The organism is Spirosoma horti, from assembly GCF_054776595.1.
Map to the genome: position 1 here is coordinate 499,079 of NZ_BAAHBQ010000007.1, position 21,827 is coordinate 520,905.

General features: G+C 48.2%; 19 protein-coding genes and 1 pseudogene. 19 read left to right on the forward strand and 1 reads right to left on the reverse strand.

Annotation, left to right across the window (positions count from 1 at the left end; translation table 11 throughout):
- Positions 1–36: 36 nt before the first annotated feature.
- The 8 genes from ilvD to ACYVAM_RS23615 all read left to right on the forward strand — a co-directional run bounded on the left by ilvD (position 37) and on the right by ACYVAM_RS23615 (position 8,163).
- The gene (ilvD, locus tag ACYVAM_RS23580) at positions 37–1,737 is read left to right on the forward strand and encodes a dihydroxy-acid dehydratase (RefSeq protein ID WP_461071647.1); all 1,701 of its coding nucleotides are present in this window, start codon (positions 37–39) and stop codon (positions 1,735–1,737) included.
- Positions 1,738–1,830: 93 nt separating this feature from the next.
- A complete protein-coding gene (locus tag ACYVAM_RS23585) occupies positions 1,831–2,118 on the forward strand; it encodes a nucleotidyltransferase family protein (RefSeq protein ID WP_461071649.1) in 288 nt (95 codons plus the stop codon).
- 103 nt (positions 2,119–2,221) lie between these two features.
- Positions 2,222–3,988 (forward strand): biosynthetic-type acetolactate synthase large subunit, encoded by a 1,767-nt coding sequence (ilvB, locus tag ACYVAM_RS23590; RefSeq protein ID WP_461071651.1) that lies wholly within the window; start codon positions 2,222–2,224, stop codon positions 3,986–3,988.
- Position 3,989: 1 nt separating this feature from the next.
- Positions 3,990–4,523, forward strand: coding sequence for an acetolactate synthase small subunit (gene ilvN, locus ACYVAM_RS23595; RefSeq protein ID WP_461071653.1), 534 nt, complete (start codon positions 3,990–3,992; stop codon positions 4,521–4,523).
- A gap of 41 nt (positions 4,524–4,564) precedes the next feature.
- The gene (ilvC, locus tag ACYVAM_RS23600; RefSeq protein ID WP_461071655.1) at positions 4,565–5,608 is read left to right on the forward strand and encodes a ketol-acid reductoisomerase; all 1,044 of its coding nucleotides are present in this window, start codon (positions 4,565–4,567) and stop codon (positions 5,606–5,608) included.
- A gap of 128 nt (positions 5,609–5,736) precedes the next feature.
- The gene (ilvA, locus tag ACYVAM_RS23605; protein WP_461071657.1) at positions 5,737–7,008 is read left to right on the forward strand and encodes a threonine ammonia-lyase; all 1,272 of its coding nucleotides are present in this window, start codon (positions 5,737–5,739) and stop codon (positions 7,006–7,008) included.
- A 12-nt stretch (positions 7,009–7,020) separates the two neighbouring features.
- Complete coding sequence (locus ACYVAM_RS23610) at positions 7,021–7,242, forward strand: HepT-like ribonuclease domain-containing protein (protein ID WP_461071659.1); 222 nt, start codon at positions 7,021–7,023, stop codon at positions 7,240–7,242.
- 60 nt (positions 7,243–7,302) lie between these two features.
- Positions 7,303–8,163 (forward strand): helix-turn-helix transcriptional regulator, encoded by an 861-nt coding sequence (locus ACYVAM_RS23615; protein WP_461071661.1) that lies wholly within the window; start codon positions 7,303–7,305, stop codon positions 8,161–8,163.
- A gap of 73 nt (positions 8,164–8,236) precedes the next feature.
- On the opposite strand, the gene ACYVAM_RS23620 is transcribed toward ACYVAM_RS23615, so the two are convergent.
- Positions 8,237–8,545, reverse strand: coding sequence for a winged helix-turn-helix transcriptional regulator (locus tag ACYVAM_RS23620; RefSeq protein ID WP_461071663.1), 309 nt, complete (start codon positions 8,543–8,545; stop codon positions 8,237–8,239).
- A 137-nt stretch (positions 8,546–8,682) separates the two neighbouring features.
- Here ACYVAM_RS23620 and ACYVAM_RS23625 point away from each other — a divergent pair, with 137 nt between their 5' ends.
- The 11 genes and pseudogenes from ACYVAM_RS23625 to ACYVAM_RS23675 all read left to right on the forward strand — a co-directional run bounded on the left by ACYVAM_RS23625 (position 8,683) and on the right by ACYVAM_RS23675 (position 21,651).
- Positions 8,683–9,093, forward strand: a complete 411-nt coding sequence (locus ACYVAM_RS23625) for a DoxX family protein (RefSeq protein ID WP_461071665.1) — start codon at positions 8,683–8,685, stop codon at positions 9,091–9,093.
- 166 nt (positions 9,094–9,259) lie between these two features.
- Positions 9,260–11,614: pseudogene (locus ACYVAM_RS23630) on the forward strand (outer membrane protein assembly factor BamB family protein).
- Between the two features lie 264 nt (positions 11,615–11,878).
- Positions 11,879–12,472, forward strand: a complete 594-nt coding sequence (locus ACYVAM_RS23635) for a DUF3885 domain-containing protein (RefSeq protein WP_461071667.1) — start codon at positions 11,879–11,881, stop codon at positions 12,470–12,472.
- Positions 12,473–12,660: 188 nt separating this feature from the next.
- Complete coding sequence (locus ACYVAM_RS23640) at positions 12,661–13,584, forward strand: DUF5655 domain-containing protein (protein WP_461071669.1); 924 nt, start codon at positions 12,661–12,663, stop codon at positions 13,582–13,584.
- A 378-nt stretch (positions 13,585–13,962) separates the two neighbouring features.
- Positions 13,963–15,366: a 3-isopropylmalate dehydratase large subunit gene (gene leuC / locus ACYVAM_RS23645; RefSeq protein WP_461071671.1), complete on the forward strand. Its 1,404-nt coding sequence runs from the start codon at positions 13,963–13,965 to the stop codon at positions 15,364–15,366.
- 106 nt (positions 15,367–15,472) lie between these two features.
- Complete coding sequence (gene leuD, locus ACYVAM_RS23650; RefSeq protein ID WP_461071673.1) at positions 15,473–16,069, forward strand: 3-isopropylmalate dehydratase small subunit; 597 nt, start codon at positions 15,473–15,475, stop codon at positions 16,067–16,069.
- Positions 16,070–16,189: 120 nt separating this feature from the next.
- On the forward strand, positions 16,190–17,710 hold the full coding sequence (locus tag ACYVAM_RS23655) for an alpha-isopropylmalate synthase regulatory domain-containing protein (protein ID WP_461071675.1): 1,521 nt from the start codon (positions 16,190–16,192) through the stop codon (positions 17,708–17,710).
- A 78-nt stretch (positions 17,711–17,788) separates the two neighbouring features.
- Positions 17,789–18,484, forward strand: a complete 696-nt coding sequence (locus tag ACYVAM_RS23660) for a class I SAM-dependent methyltransferase (RefSeq protein WP_461071677.1) — start codon at positions 17,789–17,791, stop codon at positions 18,482–18,484.
- A gap of 107 nt (positions 18,485–18,591) precedes the next feature.
- Positions 18,592–19,668, forward strand: coding sequence for a 3-isopropylmalate dehydrogenase (leuB, locus tag ACYVAM_RS23665; RefSeq protein ID WP_461071679.1), 1,077 nt, complete (start codon positions 18,592–18,594; stop codon positions 19,666–19,668).
- Positions 19,669–19,926: 258 nt separating this feature from the next.
- On the forward strand, positions 19,927–21,066 hold the full coding sequence (locus ACYVAM_RS23670; RefSeq protein WP_461071681.1) for a 2-isopropylmalate synthase: 1,140 nt from the start codon (positions 19,927–19,929) through the stop codon (positions 21,064–21,066).
- A gap of 114 nt (positions 21,067–21,180) precedes the next feature.
- Positions 21,181–21,651, forward strand: coding sequence for a hypothetical protein (locus ACYVAM_RS23675; RefSeq protein WP_461071683.1), 471 nt, complete (start codon positions 21,181–21,183; stop codon positions 21,649–21,651).
- The last annotated feature ends 176 nt before the right edge of the window (positions 21,652–21,827 follow it).

A 21,827-nucleotide genomic window follows, 5' to 3' on the forward strand; every position in this document is an offset into this window, starting at 1 on the left:
ATTACACTATCAGCGAAATTTCGCTAAATGTTAATTATGATTGCCGAGCAGCCTACAACCGAACTGAACCGATTTAGTCGTACTCTAACCCAGGAAATAAGTAATCCAGCCGCCAAAGCCATGCTTTATGGAGTTGGTCTGAGCGAGGAAGACATGCAGAAGGCGCAAATCGGCATTGCCAGCACAGGCTATGAAGGCAACACCTGCAATATGCACTTGAACGGCTTATCGGTCTACGTAAAACAGGGCATTCAGGCCAGCGGCCTGGTCGGGTTGATTTTTAACACGATTGGCGTATCCGATGGTATGACCAATGGGAATGATGGCATGCGCTATTCATTACCCAGCCGGGATTTGATCGCCGATTCTATTGAATCCGTCGTGGCAGCTCAGTGGTACGATGGCGTAGTGACAGTTGTCGGTTGTGATAAAAACATGCCAGGTGCCGTTATGGCGATGGCACGCCTGGATCGGCCGGGTATTATGGTATACGGGGGCACCATTCGGTCAGGCCATTATAAAGGACAGAAGCTAGATATCGTCTCCGCTTTTGAAGCGTTGGGCAAAAAATACGCGGGGAATATTTCTGACGAAGATTATGAAGGCGTCATTAGAAATTCCATTCCGGGGGCCGGTGCCTGCGGGGGTATGTACACCGCCAACACAATGGCCAGTAGCATTGAGGCAATGGGGTTGAGCTTACCTTTTAGCAGCAGCTACCCCGCCACCCACCAAGGCAAGCAGGAAGAGTGCAAGAAAATTGGTGCTGCCATGCGCCTTCTGCTCGAACGTAATATTACACCAGCCGATATCATTAGCCGTAAATCACTGGAAAACGCGTTAACGGTGGTCATGGCGCTGGGCGGTTCTACCAACGCTGTGCTGCACTTTTTGGCCATTGCCCGGGCGGCAGGTATTGACTTAACGCTCGACGAAATTCAGGCAATCAGCGACCGGGTTCCTTTTCTGGCCGATCTGAAACCAAGCGGTAAGTACTACATGGAAGATATGCTCGAAATTGGCGGTGTGCCGGCCGTCATGAAATACCTCTATCAAAATGGTATGCTGCATGGTGATTGCCTGACAGTAACCGGAAAAACAGTCGCCGAGAACCTGGCTGATGCACCCGACCTGAATTTTGACACCCAACAGATCGTACGGCCGTTGAGCAATCCGATCAAAGCAACCGGCCATATTCAGATCATGCGCGGCAACCTGTCGCCAACGGGCTCTGTGGCTAAGATTACCGGCAAAGAAGGCCTACGTTTCGATGGTACCGCGAAAGTGTGTGAGCACGAAGGCGAAGTAATCGATGCACTCCAGAAAGGCGAGATTCTGCCGGGTCAAGTGATCGTAATTCGCAACGCCGGTCCCAAAGGTGGACCCGGTATGAGCGAAATGCTGAAGCCAACCTCGGCCATCATGGGCGCGGGCCTGGGCGACAAAGTAGCGCTGATTACCGACGGCCGCTTTTCGGGGGGAACTCACGGCTTTGTGGTGGGCCACGTTACGCCGGAAGCATTTGAAGGTGGGCCAATTGCCCTCGTCCAGGATGGCGACCGGATCACGATCGACGCTACCAACCGCGAACTGACGCTTCACATTTCGGATGAAGAGATGGCACAGCGCAAAAGCGAATGGCAGAAACCCGCCCCCCTTTTCACGAAAGGTGTGTTGGGCAAATACATCCGCAACGTAAAATCAGCGAGTGAAGGTTGCGTAACGGATGAAGTGTAACAACGGATTCTCCGCCTACTCACGAATGATCGAAACTATTTTTGAGTTATTGAATCTCCGATGTACTGACAACTAACATCACTGCCTGAAACAATGACTACGGCCACTCAAAACCAACAAATCCTTAATTACCTAAAACCATATCAGCTTGAATGGATAGGTATTTTTGGATCGTGGGCAAGGGGTGAGAATAGTCCAGGTAGTGATCTGGATATTCTGATTAAATTCATCAAGCCGGTTTCCTTGTTAACATTCGTTAGGATGGAACGCGAATTATCAGAGATACTGGACTTAAAGGTTGATCTGGTATCAGAGGGAGGTCTTAAAAATGAACGAATGCGTCAGCGTGTTCTACGGAATCTAAAGATAATTTCTTTATGAATGACGATCTAACTTATCTAGATCACATTGCCAATAGCTTTAGAAAACTACGAACAACAGTAAGTCAACAAACTGAATACGACCTTTAACTTGATCATACATCATGGAAGCAATCGCCAGTATTAAACCGGAAACCGCGCATGCAGTGGAGACTGCCCCAATAGAAGCACCGGCTCCTACATACATCAACGGCTCGCATGCCTTGATGAGAGCGCTGTTAGCCGAAGGTGTAGAGACCATTTTTGGCTACCCCGGTGGCGCCATTATGCCCGTATACGATGCCCTGTATGACTATCAGGATCAGATAAATCACATTCTGGTCCGTCATGAGCAGGGGGCCGGCCATGCAGCACAGGGTTACGCCCGTGTGACGGGCCGGGCGGGCGTTTGCCTCGTCACGTCCGGGCCGGGAGCAACCAATCTGGTGACTGCCATTGCCGACGCCCTGATCGACTCTACACCCCTGGTTTGTCTGGTTGGTCAGGTTGGCAAAAAACTACTCGGTACCGATGCGTTCCAGGAAGCCGATGTCATGGGCGTTACCATGCCGATCACCAAATGGAACTACCAGATCACGGATGCCGACGAAGTGCCTGAAATACTGGCCAAAGCGTTCTACATCGCGCAATCCGGTCGGCCGGGGCCTGTGCTGATCGATATGACCAAAAGTGCTCAGCTGGAGTTAATGACCAAGCCCTACGTGTACGAGCGCTGCCAGAGTCTGGTGAGCTACCGGCCACGACGCATCCCTAAGCAGGAGCAGGTCGAAGCTGCGGCTGCCTTGATCAATTCGGCCAAACGGCCTTACATTCTTGTCGGACATGGTGTTCAGATTGCCAAAGCGGAAGATGAACTACGCGAGCTTGCCGAGAAAGCAGGAATTCCCGTGGCAACGACGCTGCTGGGGCAATCCACCATCCCTACCAATCACCCGCTTTATGTTGGCTGGCTGGGCATGCATGGCAACTACGGTCCCAATGTAATGACTGATCAGGCTGATGTCATTATTGCCATCGGCATGCGCTTCGACGACCGGGTAACGGGCGACGCCAGCAAATACATCAAACAGGCCAAAGTCGTTCACATCGAAATTGATCCGTCAGAAATTGACAAGATCATTCGGGCCGACGCACCGGTTGTTGGCGATGCGAAAGAAGTCATAAAAGCCTTGTTGCCGCTTGTAAAACCCAATGACCATACAGTTTGGCGAAATGAGTTCCGTAAGTATGACGCCATCGAGAACGAAACGATCACAGTTCCCGAACTGACCAATACGGAGGGTAAGATCAGAATGGCCGAAGTGATCGACATGCTGTCGAAGAAGACAAAAGGGGAAGCCATTTTGGTGACCGATGTAGGACAGCACCAGATGATGGCCTCTCGTTATTACCAGTTTCGGCGTCCCAATAGCCTGGTTACATCGGGGGGTATGGGTACCATGGGCTTTGCCTTACCAGCGGCTTTTGGCGCCCAGGTAGGCGCTCCTGACCGGCAGGTCGTCGCCATTATTGGCGATGGTTGTTTTCAGATGACGCTACAGGAGCTTGGCACCATTGTGCAGAACAAGCAGCCCGTAAAGGCTATCATTCTGAACAACAATTTCCTGGGCATGGTGCGGCAATGGCAGCAGCTTTTTCATGAGCGACGCTATTCGTTCGTTGAGCTGCAAAATCCTGATTTCATTACCATCGCCCGCGGCTTTGGTATGGATGGCCAAACCTGTGATGAACGGTCCAATTTATCCGATGCCCTCGACACACTGCTGGCCCATGATGGACCATTTTTGCTCGAAGTGATTGTCGAAAAAGAAGAGAACGTATTTCCGATGGTGCCCGCCGGAGCCAGTGTTTCGCAGATTAGACTGAAATAAAATGACGACCTACACCATCTGCATATTCACGGAAAATACCATTGGGCTGCTGAACCGCATCACGATCATTTTCACCCGCCGACGCATCAACATCGAGAGCCTGACCGTATCGGAAACGGAGCGAAAAGGCGTATCCCGGTTCACTATTGTCATCAAGCACGAATCGCGCGAGGAGGTTGAAAAGCTGGTCCGTCAGATTCGGAAGATCGTTGAAGTGATGGCCGTATTCGGTTATCTCAATGATGAGATCGTTTATAACGAAATTGCATTGTTCAAGATTTCGACGCCACTTGGCAGTAAGTCGCTGGATGTTGAAACCATCAACAAAGAGTACAAAGCCTGGGTCGTTTACTGGGGTCTGGATTATGTTGTTATCGAGAAAACAGGAAATGATACGGAGATTTTCAAATTTTTCGGATACCTCAAGCAGTACGAGATTCTTGAGTTTGTTCGCTCGGGTCGCGTAGCTGTCGGCAAAACAGAAAAGGGTCTGGTCGAGTACCTACCCGAATCCGAATGGGCGTATTATTTATAACCAATCACAATTACACAATACGAGTACAAAACCAATTAAACATGGCAACGATTAATTTCGGAGGAGTTGAGGAACAAGTTGTAACGCGGGAAGAATTTCCGTTAGAGAAAGCCCGTGAGGTGCTGGCCAATGAAACCATAGCCGTAATCGGCTATGGCGTACAGGGCCCCGGCCAGTCGTTGAATATGCGCGACAATGGCTTTAACGTTATCGTTGGACAGCGGAAAGGCAAAACATACGACAAGGCCATCGCCGATGGCTGGGTACCTGGCGAAACCTTGTTCGAAATCGAAGAAGCGTTAGAAAAAGGCACGATCATCTGCTTCCTGCTCTCCGATGCCGCTCAGATTGAACTCTGGCCAACGGTGAAAGCTGCGCTTAAGCCAGGTAAGTCGCTGTATTTTTCGCACGGATTCGGTGTCACTTATAAAGAAAAAACCGGCATCATTCCTCCGCCCGATGTCGATGTATTCCTCGTAGCCCCTAAAGGATCAGGAACGTCGCTTCGTCGCCTGTTCGTAGAAGGCAAAGGCTTGAACTCCAGCTTCGCCATCTACCAGGATGCGTCGGGTCAGGCACGGACCAAAGCCATTGCCATGGGTATTGGCGTTGGTTCGGGCTATCTGTTCGAAACCGATTTCTACAAAGAAGTAACGTCTGACTTAACCGGCGAACGGGGCACGCTGATGGGCGCTATCCAGGGTATTTTTGCCGCTCAGTACGAAGTGCTGCGGGCTAATGGTCACAGCCCTTCGGAAGCGTTCAACGAAACGGTTGAAGAACTGACCCAGTCGCTGATGCCACTCGTAGCCGAAAATGGTATGGATTGGATGTACGCTAACTGTTCGACAACGGCCCAGCGTGGTGCCCTCGATTGGTGGAAACCTTTCCACGATGCAACGAAGCCTGTATTCGAGCAATTGTACAATTCGGTGAAATCGCAGGAGCAGGCCGAAATCAGCATCACCCGCAATTCACAACCCGACTACCGCGAAAAGCTGGAAGTAGAACTGGCTGAACTGCGCGATTCAGAAATGTGGCAGGCTGGTAAAGCCGTCCGGTCATTGCGCCCGGAGCGGAGCTAATTTTTCCGGTTATTAGTTATTGGGTTATTGGTTATTGAATTGTTGACCACGTCGGTTGATAATTCAATAACCAATAACCCAATCATGTTTATAGGCGCCCCTATGGGTTGTTTGCTTAACTTTACGTTATGAGCACTGTAGTAGACGACAAGAAATTCACCTTTCCTGATCTCGATAATATTTATTTGGCCGCCGAACGGCTTCGTGGCGTGGCGGTGCATACGCCCCTTCAGGAGAACATCAATTTATCAGACCGATACGGAGCCACTATTTTCCTCAAACGGGAAGATTTACAAGTCGTCAGATCCTACAAGATTCGGGGGGCTTATAATAAAATGGCCAGTATGACCAGGGAGTCGCTGGCCAACGGCGTTGTGTGCGCCAGTGCAGGCAACCACGCTCAGGGCCTGGCCTACGCCTGTCGAAAAATGGCCGTTCATGGTACCATTTTTATGCCGACGACGACGCCCAACCAGAAAGTAAAGCAAGTCAAACTATTTGGGAAAGAGTTCGTAAAAGTGGTTCTCATTGGCGATACCTACGACGATGCCTACCATGCAGCGATGGAATTTGTGGACACCCACGACAGTGTGTTTGTGCATCCGTTCGATGATGTACAGGTAATGGAAGGTCAGGGAACAGTTGGGTTAGAGATTTTTAAAGACTCTAACTTCAAGATCGACTACCTCATCATGGCCATTGGTGGCGGTGGTTTGGCGTCGGGCGTCTCGGCGGTTTTCAAACAGTTGAGCCCAAAAACCAAACTCATCGGCGTAGAACCCGCTGGTTCCCCCTCCATGAAAGTGGCCATTGACGAAGGCCATGTCGTCACGCTCGATCATATTGATAAATTTGTGGACGGAGCGGCCGTGAAGCGTGTTGGTGACACAACGTTTGAGATCTGCCGGAAAAACCTGGACCGCGTCCTGCTGGTTCCGGAAGGAAAGGTGTGTACGACTATTCTTCAACTCTACAATGAGGAAGCCATTGTAGCCGAACCAGCCGGAGCCCTATCCATTGCCGCACTGGATTTTCTGAAAGATGAGATTAAAGGGAAAAATGTCGTGTGCCTGGTCGGTGGGGGAAATAACGACATTACCCGGACGGAAGAAATAAAAGAACGCTCGCTCTTATACGAAGGACTGAAGCATTATTTCATTATTCGGTTTCCGCAACGGGCTGGTGCTTTCCGCGATTTCCTGAACGTACTCGGTCCCGACGACGACATTAGCCGTTTCGAATACGCGAAGAAAACAAACCGTGAAACAGGTCCCGCCGTGGTTGGCATCGAACTCAAACATCGGGACGATTTCGGTCCGCTTATTCAGCGAATGCAGGCGCAAAACATCGTGTTCGAGTACCTCAACGACCAACCCGACTTATTTCAGTTTTTGGTGTAACTTGACAATGCTATGATCATAGCCGTTCAAAATAACCGGGCATTAACACACAGTCTATTCACTGTTGGCAGGGCCATTGAACAAGTTTCAAGTAAAAACTTGTTCAACCAAGAAACGTTTAACTGGCGAGCTTTTCCAGCACTACGTGATCAGCTTATTCACCACTATTGGGATATAGACAAAACTCTCTTTTGGGAAGCTATTACAGTTGATATTCCTGCAAACAAAGAATAGATTGATGTAATCATTGAGCAGGAGTTAGCAAAACTCTCTGGCAAATAAGCTTACTCTTCCATGCTCCGCGTTCCCTCATCCATCCAGCCCAATCAGTTCGAATCACTGAACATCCGGCGACCCGACGCGTCTGAGATGAAATTTGTGGCTTACCGCAGTGACGTATATCCTGAACGGAACGAGGTTTTCTTTGAAGAACATGCCGTCATTGTGGTACTGGAAGGCGAGAAAAAGTTTAGCTCGCCCACGCAGGAACTGCACGTACGCAAAGGTGATATTTTGTTTTTTCAACGGGGATGCTACTCCATGAATGAATCCATAGACAACAGCTACCGAAGTTTGGTGTTTTTTGTCAATGAGAAACTACTGAAAGAATTTGTCAGCCAGCACCTGTCTTTGTTCCAGGCGCTGCCCACTCCCCTACCAGCCGACCTCATTCTATCCTTTTCGTCATCGCCGACGTTCACAACCTTTATAAATTCATTACTTCCCTATTTTGGTGCCAAAACTCCCTTTTTGAATGAGTTGCTTCGGCTCAAATTTCAGGAATTACTGTTACACCTGCTCGAACTGGACATGTCGGGCCACTTGCGGGCGACATTGCTCCATATTTATCAGGGGCAGAAGACGGATCTCGATTACCTGATGAACACGTATTTCCTCAAGCCGCTGTCTATGAGTGAACTGTCTAAATTATCAGGCCGAAGCCTGTCGGCGTTTAAACGAGAGTTCGAAGATCATTTTCATACATCACCCGGCCATTGGATACGCCAGAAGCGACTGGAACACGCCCATTTCCTGCTCCGCAACACCGATAAGAATGTCTCGGAAGTGAGTATGGAAATTGGCTACGAAAGCGTCTCGCATTTTATTAAGGCCTATAAGAGCCAATACGGCGCAACGCCGAAGCGAATGGTGTAATCTCAGACCGGGCGAGAAAATCATTCACTCAACGGCGCAACCGGCAACCACAGCGCATTGAGCACGCAGACAATCATTGTCCTATAACTTCCTTTCGATGAGCTAATCCCCAAAAATGAAGTTCATCTATCACTTTTTCGAGCGACATACCATGTGGCGTAATGGAATACTCAACGGTTGGCGGAAAGGTGTCGTGAACCTGCCGAAGGACAAGTTTATTCGCTTCCAGATTTTTCAGCTCTTTGGATAGCGTTTTGTCCGTTATTCCGCTAACCTCTCTGGCTATTTGCTTGAATCGTTTGGGACTTTCTGACAACGAGAACAGGATCAACAACTTCCATCTTCCCTCAACCGCTTCAAGGGCATCCTTTATGGAAAGCATCGTTTTGGGGCAACCACCTGTCGACAGCATTTCGTTTCATGGTTTACATTACTTCCCCTTTGGATAGCGCTATCTCAACAGGAAGTAATATCGTTTGGATAGCGAATGTAGATAGTTTTGTCGCAAATGATACGGATATGACAAGCGAGCAAAAGAAATCAACCCTACTGACTGTTGCCCTTTGGCTAGCTCAGGTACTGTTAGCCGTCAGTTTAATCTGGGCAGCAAGCATGAAGCTTTTTCAGCCAGTCGATCAATTAGCCGCCATGTGGCCGTGGACGGCTGACCACACTACGCTGGTTAAACAAACAGGGGTAGTCGATTTATTGGCAGGTATCGGCCTGGTTTTGCCTGCGTTGCTCCGCATCCGGCCCAAACTGACAAGTTATGCAGCCTATGGAATAATAGCCCTGATGGTGGCTGCGAGCGTTTTTCACATAGCAAGAGGAGAAGCCTCGCAAAGTGGCGTAAACATCGTCTTTGCGCTCCTTGCCATTTTCATTGCGTGGGGCAGACGAGCGCAAGCTACTGTTACGACAGGAGACTGAATGAGCTAACACATTGAACGATCATGGAGACCAAGCAGGACTCACGGCCGAGATGAAATCGGCATGCCCTGAATTGATCCATATCGGCAAAAAAGTCAGCTCTGCGGTATATACGGTCGCTCGCCTACTTTTTAGTGCGAATAGACCCTACCGTTATTCCGGCTGCATGAAAAATCTGTTTATATCCGTAGGCTTACTCTGTTTCCTTTTTCATCCAGGCTTGAAGGCGCAACAGCCCTCCAAACCCAAAACCGGGCTAACGGCGAACCTGGGCGTGTTTACCCAAAAACAGGTCGAAGCGGGGGCCACCCTCTTTGCTACGCATTGCGCGGCCTGTCATGGGCGGGATTTACGGGGAACGGAAGGCGGTAATGCGCTGGTTGGTCAGCGGTTCGTTGGCAAATGGAGCGCTCAATCAGTAGGGCAGTTGTTCGACCTCACCAAGTCGTCCATGCCCAAAACCAATCCGCATTCGCTGGATGATGCGTCGTACGCGTCGCTGATCGCGTTTATTCTGAATGCCAACGGATTTCCGGAGGGCGATGTAGCGTTACCGTCGGCGACAGCACGGTTGAAGGCGATCCCGATTGGTACCCCTCCCCCCTCATCGCGGGTGAGCATGCAGTTTAAACCCGCCGTGTACACGGAGAAGCCCACCACCATTGAGGGCGACTGGCGGCAGCACCGGAGCGATTATGCCAGCTCCAACTATTCGCCCCTGAGCCAGATCAATAAAGACAACGCCAAACAGCTCAAAATTGCCTGGCGCTGGAAGACCGATAATTTTGGTCCGAACCCGGAATTTTACTTTAAATCGACACCCCTGATGGTGAACGGCGTGCTGTTCACAACAGCGGGTTCAAACCGGACCGTAGCCGCCATCCATGCCGAAACCGGGGAAACCTTATGGACCTTCCGGTTCGACGAAAAAGACCGAAAGACCTATGTGCCCCGTCAGAATTCGGGCCGGGGAGTCGCCTACTGGACCTCGCCCGACAAAGGGAAAGACCGGGTTATTTACATCACACCCAGTTTTCAACTCATCGCCATCGATGCGCAAACCGGGCATCTGATCTCCGATTTTGGCGATAACGGCATAGTGGACCTCAAAAAAGGCCTTGGCCCACATGTCGACCCGCTTACGGCCACCATTGGCTCAACCTCGCCCCCCATCATCGTCAACGATGTGATTATCATGGGCGCCAGTTTCCCCGTTGGACTAGCCCCAACATCCAAGAAACAGGTTCGGGGCGACATCATGGGCTACGACGTAAAGACCGGCAAACAGCTCTAGATTTTCCGCACCATTCCGCAGGCCGGTGAAGCCGGGAATGAAACCTGGGAAAAGGACAGCTGGCAGTACACCGGAAACGCCGGAGCTTGGGCACCTCTCACCGCCGACCCCGCTCTGGGCTATGTGTATTTGCCCTTAGAAGCCGCTACGGGTGATTTCTATGGCGGGCACCGGCCGGGCAACAACCTGTTTTCGCAGAGTCTGGTTTGTCTGGATGCAAAAACGGGCAAAAAGGTCTGGCATTACCAACTCATCCACCACGACATTTGGGATTACGACCTACCCGCCCCGCCTATTCTGGCCGATATTCGGGTAGACGGCAAACCCATCAAAGCGGTTGTGCAGGTCACCAAACAGGCGTTTACCTTCGTGTTTGACCGTGTTACCGGAAAACCCGTCTGGCCCATTGAGGAGCGGCCCGTCCCGAAAAGCGATGTAAAAGGCGAATGGACATCGCCCACGCAGCCGTTCCCAACCAAGCCAGCCGCTTTTGATCGACAAGGGTATTCAGATGATATTCTGGTCGATTTCACCCCCGAGATAAAGAAAGCGGCCCTGAAAATAGTCAGCCGGTATAAAAAAGGGCCACTTTTTACACCCGTCAGCGTCTATGATCCACCCAAAAACCTGGGCACCCTGATGCTCCCCGATGCGGTGGGTGGGGCCAACTGGCAGGGCGGTGTGGTCGACCCCGAAACAGGCATGCTCTATGTATCATCGAGCACCGTTATCCGGCCCATGAGTCTGGAGGCCGCTCCGGCTATTTCGGACATGGATTACGTGGCCTACATGGGCAATGCCCGCATTGGTCCGTATGGGTTGCCGCTCGTGAAACCGCCTTACGGACGAATCACGGCCATAGACCTGAACACCGGCGATCATAAATGGATGGTACCCAACGCCGACACGCCAAGTTGGGTAAAAGACGTTCCGGCCCTGAAAGGCATCAAGATTCCCCGAACCGGGCTTCCGGACCGGGTGGGTATGCTGGTCACCAAAACGCTGCTATTTGCCGGAGAAGGTGCGGGCCTGTATGGGTCCGATGGCGGTGGCGGCAACAAGTTCCGGTCGTACGACAAAGCAACGGGAAACATCATCTCCGAAATCGAGCTACCCGCCAACCAATCCGGCCTACCCATGACGTATTCCATGAACGGCAAGCAGTATATTGTCGTAGCTGTTGGCGCGGTCGGCCATCCGGGGGAATTGGTGGCGTTGTCGCTTTAAGAAAGTAGTCAGGTAAACAAGTATGCGTGCGTTCGTTTTTCTAATGAGGCCATGTTGCTCCTTAGCCGAAGCCAATTCGATGTGTCGAACTCGAATGATAAGACCAACACAGAAAATGTAAATTTATCTCTGTACCCACCAATGAATTGCAAAGGTATTTTTTATAAAAAAGTAATATATTGAGCTAAAATAGTCTGAGTAAATGCAAAGAGTGCAACAAAACTTCCCTATATTAAAGAGTTACAGCAATTGTAAAACGGCATAATGACAAAAGAAGAATTTAATAATCTTTGGGCTTTAAATTACCCAAACACATTTCCGATTCAATATTTGTTCAAAAACGACTATTCGGACAGGTGGTTTAGAATTCATAGTTTACCGGAATCAAAACGCTATGCGACAAATGATACTGAATGGGAAACACTTTTATTAAGACAAAATGAAATAATCACCGATTTATTTGGAGTTGACACTCCTATTTTACTTGTGACAGGAGAATATAATTGGGGAGACCAAAGAGTAATTCACATAACAGATGAGGAAGAAATCTTTAAGTCATTCATATTTACAAGACTTGACAAAATTGGCTTATACAAAATTGACCCAGAACAGTATGACGAACCTGACATTTATAGAGCCGCGTTTGCTAAAACAATTTGGAGGCCAAATTTTCACGACAACCTTTTAAGAGAAATTGCTAAAGATAATATTAGAGCATTTTTCGTTTCGTTTAACAAAAATGCAATTATTGCACCTTATGACGGTGGTGTAGACTTTTTACTTAAAGACAGTTTGACAAAAGATAATTACAAAAACAAGTATAGACAGTGGTTATCGAAACGAGAAGATGGACTTTAAAAACGACATAAAAACAACTACTGCCAACATGGGTTTTGCGTCAGGCAGACTGAAGTGCAAAATTCAATAGCAGTTTTCTAATTGAACTTTAGTAATAATACCGACTTTTGTGCTTCGATTACCCACCCGAACGAAAATCCAGAATTCGTTAGCAGAAGTTTTACAGACCACCATTATAGACAGACAATATGCCATTATTTAGAATTGAAGAAAAGTTAGAACACATAAAAGAAACTTCTTTCAAACTTGAAAGGGAAATCCAACAATTGACCGAACAAAATCTTCAAACATTACTGCATCTTGACTTTATAAAATCAGAATTTTCTTTAAACGGGTTCCGTATTGACACTTTAGCTTTTGACAAGGAGGCAAAATCGTTTGTGATAATAGAATATAAACGAGACAAGACATTTAGTGTTATTGATCAAGGCTACGCTTACCTCTCATTAATGCTTAACAACAAAGCGGACTTTATTCTTGAATTTAATGAAAGTCAAAATCAAAGCCTAAAACGAACCGATGTTGATTGGACACAATCGAAAGTAATTTTTGTTTCGCCAATGTTCACGACATATCAAAGAGAAGCAATTAACTTTAAAGACTTGCCAATTGAATTATGGGAAGTTAAAAAGTTTGACAATAACACAATTTCTTATGAGCAAATCCAAAAAGCATCAGCCAAAGAAAGTATTAAAACAATCTCACGTAACGATGTAACGGTTGATGCTGTAAGTAAAGAAGTGAAAGTTTTTACAGAACAAGACCATTTACAAAAGGTAGGCTTTGAAACCAGAGAATTATACGAACAGCTTAAAGAAAGACTTCTAAATTTGGACGATAATGTGACCGTCCAACCCAAAAAGCAAACTGTCGGGTTCAAAGTAGACAATAATATTTTTTGTGACATAGTTTTACAAGCAAAAGGGCTAAAAATATTTCTGAACTTAAAAAGCAGTGAATTACAAGACCAAAAAAATATAGCGAGAGACGTTTCTAATGTTGGACATTGGGGTAATGGTGCTTACGAAATTTTGTTGACAGACCTTGAAGATATCGACTATATTTTGAGTTTACTAAAACAGTCATTACGCAAGAATAAAAACGGCCGCTAACAGGGGTTTGCAAAAATGGAGGTTGAAGGATAAAGGCTCATGTGTAATTTGTCAATTTGTCTTAAGAATAAGGCTTGGGCTGAAGTGCCTTAATTTCACCTACCTCTGCAATACCCAAACCGTTAGCTGTTACTTTATGAGATTTCGTAAAACTTCTCATTGAATGCACATACAGATTTCAAGAACCCACCTTCACCTCCTACCCCCAATGCCGCTTTCCACCCACCAAACTACTTTGGACTAAAATCGCTATTTACTGGACGAATGGCGGGATTTGCCATTGGCTAAGATTTATCAATTTTGTAGCCACCTTTCCCTATTGTCACAATAGCTGAAAAGCACTAAAGAAATTACCGCGATTAGTTATCCTCTATAGTTATGAGTACCCCAAAAACCCTGTTCGATAAAGTCTGGGATGCGCACGTCATCCGGCAGGTTAAAGATGGTCCCGATGTGTTGTTCATCGACCGCCATTTTATCCACGAAGTAACGAGCCCGGTGGCTTTTTTAGGTCTCGAAGGCCGTGGTGCAACGGTATTGTATCCCGACCGCACCTTTGCTACCGCCGACCACAACACCCCAACGCTCAACCAGCACCTGCCCGTTGCCGATCCTATGTCGGCCAATCAGTTGGCGGCTCTGGAGCGCAATGCCAAAACCTACGGTATTTCGCACTGGGGGCTGGGCCACATTAAGAATGGTATCGTACACGTTGTTGGTCCCGAAAACGGTATCACTCTCCCCGGCATGACCATCGTTTGTGGCGACTCGCACACCTCAACACACGGTGCCTTCGGGGCCATTGCCTTTGGTATTGGTACATCGGAAGTGGAAATGGTGCTGGCTACGCAGTGCATCATGCAGCCGAAGCCGAAGAAGATGCGGATTACCGTCAATGGTAAGCCCGGTAAAGCGGTGCTGCCCAAAGACGTTATTCTGTACATCATTTCGCAGACATCGGCCAGCGGTGCTACGGGCTACTTTGTCGAATACGCCGGTGAAGTGTTCGAGAACATGACCATGGAAGGCCGGATGACGGTTTGTAACATGACCATCGAAATGGGTGCTCGTGGTGGTATGATCGCTCCCGACCAAACCACCCTCGACTACCTAAAAGGCCGCGAACTATCGCCCAAAGGCGAGCAGTGGGACAAGCTCGTTCCGTATTGGGAATCCCTCAAAACCGACGAAGGCGCTACGTTCGACCTCGATCTTACCTTCGATGCCGCCGATATTGAGCCACAGATTACCTACGGAACAAACCCAGGTCTGGGCACCGGTGTTACGCACCAGATTCCAATGGCCGACAGCGTAAAAGACGGTTCTGCCAGCTACAAAAAATCGCTGCAATACATGGGCTTCCAGGAAAACGAAACCATGATTGGCAAGCCGGTCGATTTTGTGTTCCTCGGCAGCTGCACCAACGGCCGGATTGAAGATTTCCGCGCCTTTGCGTCGATTGTAAAGGGCCGCAAGAAAGCCGACAACATCACGGCCTGGTTAGTGCCGGGTTCACACGTAGTTGAGAAACAAATTCAGGAAGAAGGTATTCTGGACATTCTGACCCAGGCCGGTTTTGAACTGCGTCAGCCGGGTTGTTCAGCCTGTCTGGCCATGAACGAAGACAAGGTTCCAGCGGGTAAATACGCCGTATCGACCTCCAACCGCAACTTCGAAGGTCGGCAGGGGCCAGGTGCCCGCACGCTGCTGGCAAGTCCGCTGGTAGCAGCCGCTGCCGCCGTTACGGGAGTCGTTACCGATCCTCGCGAGTTTCTTAACTAGTCTGAAGTTTGATGTTTGACGTTTCACCACTTGATTATCGATAGATAGCCAGATGTACGATAACGTCAAACTTTAAACGCCAAACTTCAAACCAACCTTTTCACTAATGGCTTACGATAAATTTACCATACTCCGCAGCAGTGCCGTTCCCATGCCGAATGAGAACGTCGACACGGACCAGATCATCCCCGCCCGTTTCCTGAAAGCCACTGAGCGCAAAGGATTTGGCGATAACCTCTTCCGCGACTGGCGGTACAACAATGACAATACGCCCAAAGCTGATTTCGTCCTGAACGACCCGACCTATTCAGGAAAAATTCTGGTAGCTGGCAAAAACTTCGGTAGTGGGTCAAGCCGCGAGCATGCCGCCTGGGCCATTTACGACTATGGCTTCCGTTGCGTTGTGTCGAGCTTCTTTGCCGATATTTTCCAGGCCAACTCCATCAACGTCGGTATCCTGCCGGTCCGGGTCACTCCCGAATTCCTGGAGAAAATCTTCGCGGCCATCGAAGCCGACCCGAAGACCGAACTCGAAGTGAACTTACCGGTCCAAACCGTCACGCTGCTGGCAACGGGCGAAAGTGAAAGCTTCGCGATCAACGAATACAAGAAGCACAACCTCACCAACGGCTACGACGATATCGACTACCTCCTGTCGATGAAAGAAGAAATCGGAGCCTTCGCTGAAACGAGACCTTTTTAAAGGCGAAATAGCGAAAGAGTGAAAGAGCGAAAGACTGGCTATCGCACAAAATGTATTTATGCGCTGGCTACCCTTTAATTCATTCGCTCTTTCGCTCATTCACTCTTTCGCTCTTTATCTATGAAACGTCGCTACATTGAAATAATGGACACGACACTCCGCGATGGTGAACAAACCAGCGGAGTGTCGTTTTCTGCATCCGAAAAACTGGCACTGGCTCAGTTGCTCTTGACTGAAGTTAAAGTAGATCGGGTTGAGATTGCCTCGGCACGCGTGTCGGCGGGGGAGTTAGAAGCTGTTCAGCAAATTACAGGCTGGGCTGCCGGCGCTGGTTTGCTCGATAAAATTGAGGTGCTGACATTCGTGGATGGAGAAGCCTCCCTCGACTGGATGCAGGCATCGGGCGCCCGGGTCATGAACCTGCTTACGAAAGGTTCGATTAACCATCTGGTTCATCAGCTTAAGAAAACACCAGATGAACATTTTGCCGAGATTCAGCAGGTAATCCGCGCAGGTAAGCAACGGGGGTTCCAGGCCAATATCTACCTGGAAGACTGGAGTAATGGCATGCGTAATTCGCCCAATTATGTGTTCCAGTTTCTGGATTTCCTCAACACCCAGCCCATACGCCGGGTATTGCTACCCGATACACTGGGCGTATTGACCCCAGGCGAGACCTATGCGTTCGTCAGCCAGCTGGTCAACCGCTATCCTGAGCTGCACTTCGACTTCCACGCCCATAACGACTACGACCTTAGCATTGCGAATGTAATGGAAGCGATTCGGGCGGGCGCACATGGCATACATTTAACCGTTAATGGCCTGGGCGAACGGGCGGGTAATGCACCTATGGCCAGTGCGATTGCGGTATTGCGGGACTTTATGCCCGATGTACGGACGGGCGTTGTTGAAAAATCGTTGTATCAGGTCAGCAAGATCGTTGAGACCTTTTCGGGGCTGCGTATTCCGGATAACAAGCCCGTTGTTGGCGATAATGTATTTACCCAAACAGCGGGTATCCATGCCGACGGTGACAAAAAGAACAATTTGTATTTCAATGCCCTATTACCCGAACGCTTTGGCCGGAAACGCAGCTATGCCCTGGGTAAAATGTCGGGGAAGGCGAATATTGATAACAACCTTCGTGAATTAGGTATTCAATTATCGGAAGGTGACCTCAAGAAAGTAACCCAGCGTGTCATTGAATTAGGCGATCAAAAAGAAACGGTCACTCGGGAAGATCTACCCTACATCATTGCCGACGTGCTGAATAACACCGCCGTTGCCTCGTGTGTGGAAGTGCTCAATTATGTTCTAACGCATTCCAAGGATCTTAAGCCGTCGGCTACGCTGCGCGTTCGAATCGCTGATGAGCAATTTGAGGAAAGTGCCCAGGGCGATGGGCAATACGACGCGTTTATGAACGCCTTAAAGAAGGTCTACAGCAAAAAGAAACTCACATTGCCCGTGCTAACCGACTACGCTGTCCGCATTCCGACAGGTGGCCGGACAGATGCTCTTTGCGAAACGATCATTACCTGGAAATTTAATAACCGTGAATTTAAAACGCGGGGCCTTGATTCTGACCAGACCGTATCGGCCATAAAAGCGACGCAAAAAATGCTCAACACCTTGGATTAAAATTGATCGTTCGTTTAATATCTTAGTGCTCCCTAAATAGAGCAGTAACCTTAAACGTTAAATCCGTCATCCAAGCTTATGAGCCAAGCTAAACAAACTGCAGATAAAGTAGAATACAACGGAGCGGATAATCTGGCGATGATGAGCCATGCCGTCAACTACAACAGCGGTCTTTACCAGTGGGTGGCACGTGACATTCGTCCCGGCGAGGCTATCCTGGATTTTGGGGCGGGCAATGGCGAATACGCCAATCGATTTCCAGTAGGCAGCGTAGATGCTGCCGAGATAGACCCGGAGTTGTTGCCGCTTATTAAACAGCCTGTATATACAGACATTAATCAGTTGGCAAAAACATACGATTTAATTTACACCATCAATGTGCTGGAGCATATCGAACACCACGGCGAAATTGTGAAGGAGTTATACAGAAAGCTCAAGCCGGGTGGCCGCCTTAAAGTCTTCGTTCCAGCGCGTCAGGAAATTTTCAGTAACATGGATGAACATGTCGGTCATTACCGACGCTACGATAAGAAGCTGATTCGCCAAATTCTGGAAGATGCCGGACTACAGGTTACGTATTGCCAGTATTACGACTTTGCGGGGTACTTTATTTCCCTCATTTATAAATGGCTCGGTAACGACGGGCGGATCACAAAAGAATCAATAATTTTTTATGACCGTGTTGTTTTTCCGGTAAGCCGTTTGTTTGACAAATTAACTGTAGGCCAGGTTATTGGCAAGAACGTTATTGCCGAAGCTATCCGACCTACATAAGATAAGGGTATTAGTTTGCCTCAGTCCATTTTTTCATATTCTATTTAACTCGTTTATCAAAACGGGTGGCCAGTGCAGTTGCCTCAGTCACTCGTTTACTTTTTAAAATGAAGAAACACATTGTAGTCATTGCCGGTGATGGCATCGGTCAGGAAGTAACAACAGTTGGCAAACAGGTTCTCGAAGCAATTGCCACTAAATACAAGCATGAATTCACCTTCGATACTGCCCTGATTGGCCATGAGGCTATTGAAGCTACAGGCAACCCAATCCCCGACGAAACCATTACAAAGTCTAAAGCGTCTGATGCCATTTTGTTTGGTGCCGTTGGCCATCCCAAATACGACAACGATCCATCGGCTAAAGTCCGACCGGAGCAGGGGTTGCTGGGTATTCGTAAAGCATTAGGTTTGTATGCCAATCTTCGTCCAATAAAACTTTTTGATGAACTTCTAAGTGCCTCCAGTATCAAACCTGAAATATTAAAAGGAGCAGACATCCTGTTCTTTCGCGAATTAACGGGAGATGTTTATTTTGGGGAGCGAGGCCGGAAAGACGACGGTAATACGGCCTACGACACCATGATTTATAGCCGTTATGAAGTAGAGCGGATCGTCATAAAAGCATTTGATGCGGCTATGACCCGACGTAAAAAGCTATGCTCGGTTGACAAGGCCAATGTCCTGGAATCATCGCGTTTATGGCGAGAAGTGGTGCAGGAAATAGCGCCCCGTTATCCTGAAGTAACCGTAGAGCACCAGTTTGTCGATGCGGCCGCTATGTTATTGATCAAAGACCCCAAGCGTTTCGACGTTGTTGTAACAGGCAACTTATTTGGTGATATTCTAACGGATGAAGCCAGTCAGATTGCGGGTTCGATGGGTATGTTAGCGTCTGCTTCGGTGGGCGACACAACAGGCTTATATGAACCTATTCACGGTTCAGCGCACGATATCACAGGTAAGGGCGTTGCTAACCCACTGGCTTCGGTATTGTCAGTAGCCCTGATGCTGGATATATCTTTTGGGATGAAGGAAGAAGCTGAAGCTGTTGTTAACGCCGTTGATTCTGTCCTTAAAGCAGGCTTTCGTACACGAGACATAGCAGACACCAATACGCCTGCTGATAAGCTTCTGGGAACGAAGGCAATGGGCGATCAGATTTTACGCTATCTGGCGGCTTAAAAATAAGTAAATTTTAATAAATTGATTTTTCTTCTCATTTGTAAAATTAATAGAAACGCTTACTTTTGTAGCGTATTTACGCGAACAGCGAAATTTCGCAAGTTTAAATTATGACTAATCTTTTAACCTGCCGACTGCAAATTCTAAACGTTTTCTAAGACGGAGAAGGTTACGCTATACTTAAAAGCCCTTTCTCTGACCAGAGGAAGGGCTTTTTTCTAATCATTGAATCATTTCTATTCCAATCAATACCAGCTTATGAGCCAGCGAGTTTACATTTTTGATACTACTCTGCGCGACGGAGAACAAGTTCCGGGCTGCCAATTAACCACCGAAGAGAAAATTGTAGTAGCGAAAGAACTGGAACGGATGGGCGTTGATGTTATCGAAGCAGGTTTTCCAATATCAAGCCCGGGTGATTTCCGCTCTGTCGTTGAGATATCGAAAGCCGTAACTGAACCAACCATCTGTGCGCTCAGTCGTGCTGTAAAAGGCGATATAGATGCCGCTGGCGAAGCACTTAAATGGGCAAAACGGGGGCGTATTCACACAGGTATTGGCTCATCGGATATTCACATCCGAAATAAGTTTTCCAGTACCCGTGAGAAGATTTTGGAGCAGGCAATCGCAGCTGTAAAACATGCAAAAACGTATGTTGAAGATGTCGAGTTCTATGCCGAAGATGCTGGTCGTGCTGATTTGGCTTTTCTTGCTCAGCTAACAGAAGCCGTCATTAAAGCAGGCGCTACAGTCGTAAATATACCGGATACAACAGGTTATTGTTTACCCGATGAATATGGGAAGAAAATAGCCTACATCTATGAGCACGTAGCGAATGTCCATCAGGCTACTATCTCTATTCATTGCCACAATGATCTTGGTCTGGCAACGGCCAATACGCTGGCAGGCGTCATGAACGGTGCCCGCCAGGTAGAAGTAACCATGAATGGTATCGGTGAGCGTGCAGGAAACACCTCACTCGAAGAGGTTGTGATGGCGCTCAAGGTAAAGAAAGAATTAGGCTTGCACACCAACATTGATGCAACGCGCCTGTTTCCGGTCAGCAATCTGGTATCGCAGATGATGCGCATGCCTGTACAGGCCAATAAAGCGATTGTTGGCCGCAATGCATTTGCACACTCATCGGGTATTCATCAGGATGGCTTCCTAAAACATTCAGAGAACTACGAGATCATGAATCCGCACGATGTAGGGGTACCTAAGTCTTCGATTGTACTGACAGCCCGTAGCGGCCGCCATGCGCTGAAACATCGGCTCGAACTACTCGGCTTCCGCTACGATAAGCCAACACTCGATGGGATATACACTCGCTTCCTCGATATGGCAGACATCCGTAAGGAAGTAAACGATAAAGACCTAATGGAACTGGTACGCTAATTATAAAGCCCGCATCGATGCGGGCTTTTTCATGTATTTGTCTGTATGAACAAAACTGTTAGAACGACTGTTTGGCGGGTAGTACTGCGAACTACAAACTAAAATTCAATAACTATGGCCCGCCCAACCCCTGAATTGATTTATGCACTCCGTCAAACAGCATCCAGCCTACAGCAGGGCGCCCCTTACCAATGGGGACATATGGGAGGTTGCAACTGCGGAAACCTTGCTCAACAACTGACCAAACTTAACAAAGATCAGATTCATCGGTATGCCATGCAACGCCATGGCGACTGGAACGAGCAGGCTGAAGATTACTGCTCTACAAGCCAAATGCCCATCGATCTGTTAATTAATGAGCTGCTTAATGTAGGACTTATGCTTGAAGATTTAAAGCATCTTGAACGTCTTGATGACCGCGCGGTTCTACTTCGTTTTCCACTTGAAAAGAGGCATCTCAAGCACAATGTACGGGAAGACGTTATTACTTATATGAATGCCTGGGCGGAACTGCTGGAAGAGCAATTGCTTGAGAAAATTACGTTGCCAGCTTTAGACCAATTTGCACCAACTGTACTTGCTTAAGCTAAATTTTCTCCTGATTGACTAGGGTTAAAACAACCTTTTTAAAAGCTGTCTTTAAACGCAAAAAAGCCTGTCCTTTTGGGACAGGCCTTCTGTGGTTTCAATAGGTGGCATCTTCCTACTCTCCCGCTTGTGACAGCAGTACCATCGGCAGTACGGGGCTTAACGACTCTGTT